General features: G+C 46.0%; 1 CRISPR repeat array.

The window, feature by feature from the left end:
• Nucleotides 1-63: 63 nt before the first annotated feature.
• Nucleotides 64-426: direct repeats of the CRISPR family, unit length 32 nt; unit sequence ATTTCAATCCACGAGGCCACATAAGCCTCGAC.
• Nucleotides 427-489 lie beyond the last annotated feature (63 nt).

Raw genomic sequence — 489 nt, 5'->3', positions numbered from 1 at the left:
TCAATCCACGAGGCCACATAAGCCTCGACCGTGCCAGGAAGAACAGGGCCGCCGGTCACATAAATTTCAATCCACGAGGCCACATAAGCCTCGACTATTGTGTACCAAAAATAGTTTAAATGAGGATTTATTTCAATCCACGAGGCCACATAAGCCTCGACGTAGGTTTGGCTTATTTGCAGTTTTACGGAGTGTATTTCAATCCACGAGGCCACATAAGCCTCGACTACGCCAGCCTTGAAAGAATCAAACTTTTCTTTCATTTCAATCCACGAGGCCACATAAGCCTCGACGCGCTTAATCGCTGTAGAATTTAACAATATTGATATTTCAATCCACGAGGCCACATAAGCCTCGACGTACTGGAAGATTTTATTTTTTCACTGCAGAAAGTATTTCAATCCACGAGGCCACATAAGCCTCGACGTAGCCACGCGGTTCCGTTCAGCCTGGTCTTTGGATTTCAATCCACGAGGCCACATAAGCCTC

Origin of the sequence: Clostridium sp. KLE 1755 (assembly GCF_000466465.2) — a bacterium.
GTDB lineage: Bacteria > Bacillota > Clostridia > Lachnospirales > Lachnospiraceae > Eisenbergiella > Eisenbergiella porci.
Note: the sequence above shows the minus strand (reverse complement) of the source record. Positions and strands in the feature narration are given on the sequence as shown.